The organism is Mesorhizobium sp. M1A.F.Ca.ET.072.01.1.1, from assembly GCF_004023325.1.
GTDB lineage: Bacteria > Pseudomonadota > Alphaproteobacteria > Rhizobiales > Rhizobiaceae > Mesorhizobium.
Genome location: NZ_RZSF01000420.1, coordinates 1 through 4701, shown reverse-complemented (window position 1 = coordinate 4701; position 4701 = coordinate 1). Strand labels below are relative to the sequence as shown.

Genomic DNA, 4701 nt, shown 5'->3' with positions numbered 1-4701 from the left:
GGCGAAGGCGGAAGAGATCACGGTTGAGACGGCTACGGTCGAGGACGTGCAGCCGGGGCAAATGAGGGCGCCGCAGGATGAGCTGGCGAAGCTCGATGCGGAAAACGCGCGAGCCGCCGAAGCAGCCAAGTCGGAACCGGCCGGGTCGGGGCAGGGTGCTGCACCGGCACGGCACGAGCCTTCCGCCGGCACCCTGATGATCAAGGCGCCGATCCGCTCCGGGCAGTCGGTCTTTCATCCGCATGGCGACGTCATCGTGCTGGGCTCGGTCGCGTCCGGCTCGGAAATCGTCGCCGGCGGTTCGATCCATGTCTACGGCACGCTGCGCGGTCGGGCGATCGCCGGCTCGGAAGGCAACACATCGGCGCGCATCTTCTGCCGCAAGAACGAGGCCGAGCTGCTCGCCGTCGACGGCTGGTACACCACGGCCGAGGAGATGGAAGGTGTTTCGCGCGGCAAGGCGGTGCAGGCCTTCCTCGAAAACGATGCGCTGTGCGTGGTGCCGCTCGGCTGAGTCTTTGGCCGCGCAAGCTTCGGACCGGTTTCGCGTGCCATTGTCCTTCATGAGTCCGCCGTGCCCGGCACGGCCAGAGAATAAAAATCGCCAACGGAGGCTGGATATATGGGCAAGGTAGTCGTGGTCACCTCGGGCAAGGGGGGCGTCGGCAAGACAACCTCGACGGCCGCGCTCGGCGCTGCCGTGGCCAAGACCGGCAAGAAGGTTGCGCTGGTCGATTTCGACGTCGGCCTGCGCAATCTCGACCTCATCATGGGTGCCGAGCGCCGCGTGGTGTTCGACCTCGTCAACGTTATCCAGGGCACCGCAAAACTGTCGCAGGCGCTGATCCGCGACAAGCGGCTGGAGACGCTCTATCTGCTGCCGGCCTCGCAGACGCGCGACAAGGACGCGCTGACCGAGGAGGGCGTTGCCGAAGTCATCGCCCGGCTGCGCTCGGTGTTCGACTATGTCTTCTGCGACAGCCCGGCCGGCATCGAGCGCGGCGCTCAGCTTGCCATGCGCTTCGCCGACGAGGCGGTCATCGTCACCAACCCGGAAGTGTCGTCGGTGCGCGACTCCGACCGCATCATCGGCCTGCTCGACGCCCGCACCATGAAGGCCGAGCAGGGCGAGCTGATCCAGAAGCACGTGCTGGTCACGCGCTATGACGCGACGCGCGCCTCGCGCGGCGAGATGCTGTCGATCGACGACGTGCTGGAGATCCTTTCGACGCCGCTGCTCGGCATCATCCCGGAAAGCCAGGATGTGCTCAGGGCCTCCAACCTCGGCGCGCCGGTGACGCTCAGCGAGCCGATCAACACCGCCGCCAAGGCCTACCTCGAGGCGGCGCGGCGCCTGGAAGGCGAGGACCTGCCGGTGGTCGTCCCCTTCGAGCGCAAGGGTTTCCTCGAACGGCTTCTCGGAAGGAGGGCGGCATGAGCATTCTCGACCTCTTCAAGCGGCGCACCAGTGCGCCTGTGGCGCGCGAGCGGCTGCAGCTGCTGCTCGCCTATGAACGCCAGAGCCGTGGCCAGCCAGACCTCGTCTCCATTCTGCGCGAGGAGATCATGGCCGTCATTGCCAAGCATGTGCAGATCGACCAGGACTATCTCCAGGTCTCGATGGATCGCGGCGCCACCATGTCGACGCTGGAGATCGACATCCAGATCCCCAACAAGAGCGCCGCGCCACTGGCGATGGCGGGGTGAAGCTGATTTAGCGCCGGCGGGACAGCACCCCCTCTGTCCTGCCGGACATCTCCCCCGCAAGGGCCCGCAAGGGGGAGATCAGATGTCGTCGCCGCTTTCGCCAACTTCCGACGGAGCAGGAAGAGCGCGGCAGCCGGAGCTGCCAATCTCCCCCCTTGCGGGGGAGATGCCCGGCAGGGCAGAGGGGGGTCTCGCGCCAACCTTCGCCACTTCCCTCGCAAAGAAAGCCCTCACTCCGGCTGGTACAGCTCATCCATGCTGCGTGCCGCCAGTTCCGCGAACGGCGCCTGCTTCTTCACCCGCCCATGCTCCAGGATCACCAGGTCGTCGCAGAACGCGATGGTCGAGTGGTGATGGCTGATGACGATCGTGGTGCGGCGGCCGGCGCGCGATTTCAGCGTTTCCACGATCGCCGCTTCCGAGAGTCCGTCCACTGCATTTGTGGCTTCGTCGAGGATCAAAATGTCGGGGTCGCGCAGCAGCGCTCGCGCCAGCGCGATGCGCTGCCTTTGCCCGGCCGACAGGTTGACGCCGCGATAGCCGACCACCGTCTGGTAGGCCTGCGGCAGCGTTTCGATGAAGCCATGCGCCTCGGCGAGCATCGCCGCGCGGCGCGCCTCTTCCGCGCTGGCCGTGTCCTTGCCGTAGGTGATGTTGTCGAGGATGGTGCCGTCAACCAGCTCCAGCTCCTGGCTGGCCAAAGCGATGTGGGCCCGCCATTCGGCCGGGTCGATCTCGCCGAGCGGCGCGCCGTCGACGAGGATGCGGCCGCCATCGGGCTCGACGAAGCGGCAGAGCAGGTTGACGATGGTCGTCTTGCCGGCGCCGGAGCGGCCGATCAGCGCCGTCGAGCGGCCGCTTACGATGTCGAAGCTCGCCGCATGCAGCACCGCCGCACGCTGCTCCTCATTGGCATAGCTGAAGCTGACGCCCTCGAAGGCGATCTTCCCGCCGAGTCCCGCGAACGGACGGCTGCCCGTGGGCGGCGCGGGCTTGCCCTCGGGCTCGAGCAGCCAGGTCACCTCCTCCAGAGAGCCGGAAAGCCCCTGCAGCTGGCTCCAGGTCATCTGCAGCGCGCGCACATGCGGCTGCAGGCGGTAAAGCAGGATGAGGAAGGCGGCGACCAACGGGAAGCTCAAGCCGGCAAGCCAGGCGCCGATCACCACCGCCAGGAACAGCACCGCGTGCAGCACTTCGGTGAGCGGCGCCAGCGCGCCCTGGCGGCTGGAAAGCGTGAAGGCCGCCCGCCGCACGCTGTCCGATGCCTTCTCGAAGGCGGCCTTCTCGCGCGCCTCCTGGCCGAAGATCCGGATGAGACGGCCGGCATGCACCAGGTGCAGCATCTGCGAGGCTAAAGCGCTGTTGCGGGCCGCGACGCTGCGGCTCGGGCCCTTGAGATGCGCCGACAGCGCCATATGTGCCGCTTGCACCAGCGCCAGCCCCAGCATCACCAGCAGCGTCATCTGCCAGGATAAGAGCAGCAGGAAGGCAAGCAGGATAACCGCCGCCGAGGCGCTGACGATCGCGCCCAGCATCCCCTGCATGGCGTCCGACGCCCGCCAGGATTCGTTGGAGATGATGTTGAGCAGCCGCCCTGGGCTCTCTTTCAGGAAGAACGGATAGCCGACGCTGAGCAGGCGTTCGGCGAGCGCGCCGCGGATCGACTGGCCGGCCTTGCCGTAGATATGCGCGGTCAGCACCGCATTGGCGAAGGCAAGCAGGTTCTTGAGCAGGATCGAGCCGAGGATCGCGGCCGAAATCGCGATCAGCCGCTCGCGCTCGCCGAGCCCGGCGCCGACCTTCTGCAGCAGGGCGGAAAGGCCGGCCATGCCGGTCGCCTCGCCATGTCCCATGATGATGCCGAGCAGTGGGATGATCAGCCCGATGCCGAAGCCTTCGAGCGCAGCACTGGCAAGCCCGAGCGCGACGACAGCGGGCAGCAGGCCGAGCTGACGGCGGCCGAGCGCCCGCCGCAGCATCGCCAGTGTCGGGTGCCCGCTCATGGCGCGCCAGCCTCCGTCCTGACCTCGGCGGCTTCCTCAGCGCGCGGCGGCTGCCGATCGGGCCGGCCGGCCAGCACGAGCGTCATGAATTTCGCCGCGCCCGCGAGGTTCATCAAAACGATCGGCCAGTGCGAGAGCCTGAGATCCTGGTCGAAGCGCGGGCCGCCGATCAGCTCGCGCGTGGCGGCACGCGCCGCCCAATAGAAATGGCGAAGCAGCCATGGTGCGCGGCGGAAATGCTTGAGACACAGCGCGCCATTGCCGAAATGGTAGTCGCGGTGCAGCCGATCGATCGCCTTGCGGCCGCGCCGGCCGTGGTGGTGGAAGATCGTCATGTCGGGCACATATTCCACCGCCATGCCGGCGAGCATGGCGCGCACCAGGTAGTCGGTGTCTTCCGCCGAGCGCAGCGGCCCGCCGGCGCCGAAGCGTTCGTCGAAGGGGCCGATGCGAGCGGCGACGTCGCGATGCATGGTCATGTTGCAGCCGAGCACGAAGCCGCCCGGATGCACGGCGGGCGTCAGCCGCTGGCGCTCGTCGCAGCGCTTGATGGTGAAGGGCAGGTCGCGCGCATCGCCGAGTTCGACGCGGCCGCCGCGGATCAGCCATTTCTCACCGCTTGCATAATGCCGTTGGAGGTCGGCGAGGTAGTTGCGGTCGAGCCTGCAGTCGTCGTCGTTGAAGACCAGCACGTGCCCGCGCGCCCGCGCCAGCCCCGCATTGCGCGCCGCCGCCAGCCCGGGCCGCGGCTCTGAGATCGCCGTCAGTGGAATGTCGGAGCTCGCGGCGATCCGGGAAAGATATTCCGCCGTGCCGTCGCGCGAGCCGTTGTCGACCACCACCAGTTCGGCGGCGAAGGCGGGATGCGCAAGACAGGCGGCACGGATCGAATCGATGCAGGCTTCAAGCACCGCCGCGCGGTCACGCGTGCAGACGATGAAGGAGACCTGCGGCCGCTGCCTGGGCCAGGGAGGCGCGGGCAGGGCCGGGT

At 67.8% G+C, this 4701-nt stretch carries 5 protein-coding genes; 3 read left to right on the top strand and 2 right to left on the bottom strand.

Going from position 1 to position 4701, the window contains the following annotated elements:
* The 3 genes from minC to minE form a co-directional block, all read left to right on the top strand.
* Window positions 1-514: septum site-determining protein MinC (gene minC / locus EOA32_RS40330; protein ID WP_245499477.1), on the top strand; the 514-nt coding region annotated here is incomplete at its 5' end.
* 108 nt (window positions 515-622) lie between these two features.
* Complete coding sequence (gene minD / locus EOA32_RS33255) at window positions 623-1438, top strand: septum site-determining protein MinD (RefSeq protein ID WP_067321964.1); 816 nt, start codon at window positions 623-625, stop codon at window positions 1436-1438.
* On the top strand, window positions 1435-1707 hold the full coding sequence (gene minE, locus EOA32_RS33250; RefSeq protein ID WP_042638296.1) for a cell division topological specificity factor MinE: 273 nt from the start codon (window positions 1435-1437) through the stop codon (window positions 1705-1707). Before minD ends, minE begins: the two co-directional genes overlap by 4 nt.
* A 230-nt stretch (window positions 1708-1937) precedes the next feature.
* Here minE and EOA32_RS33245 read toward each other — a convergent pair whose 3' ends face one another.
* Together EOA32_RS33245 and EOA32_RS33240 are read right to left on the bottom strand one after the other, a co-directional pair.
* A complete protein-coding gene (locus EOA32_RS33245; RefSeq protein WP_245499476.1) occupies window positions 1938-3710 on the bottom strand; it encodes an ABC transporter ATP-binding protein in 1773 nt (590 codons plus the stop codon).
* Window positions 3707-4693, bottom strand: a complete 987-nt coding sequence (locus tag EOA32_RS33240; protein ID WP_128373982.1) for a glycosyltransferase — start codon at window positions 4691-4693, stop codon at window positions 3707-3709. The genes EOA32_RS33245 and EOA32_RS33240 overlap by 4 nt, the downstream gene beginning before the upstream one ends.
* Window positions 4694-4701: the final 8 nt, after the last annotated feature.

Excerpts from the sequence above, each read along its gene's own strand:
- EOA32_RS33245 (WP_245499476.1), bottom strand. The coding sequence starts at position 3,710 with ATGAGCGGGCACCCGACACTGGCGATGCTGCGGCGGGCGCTCGGCCGC.
- minE (WP_042638296.1), top strand. The coding sequence starts at position 1,435 with ATGAGCATTCTCGACCTCTTCAAGCGGCGCACCAGTGCGCCTGTGGCG.
- minD (WP_067321964.1), top strand. The coding sequence starts at position 623 with ATGGGCAAGGTAGTCGTGGTCACCTCGGGCAAGGGGGGCGTCGGCAAG.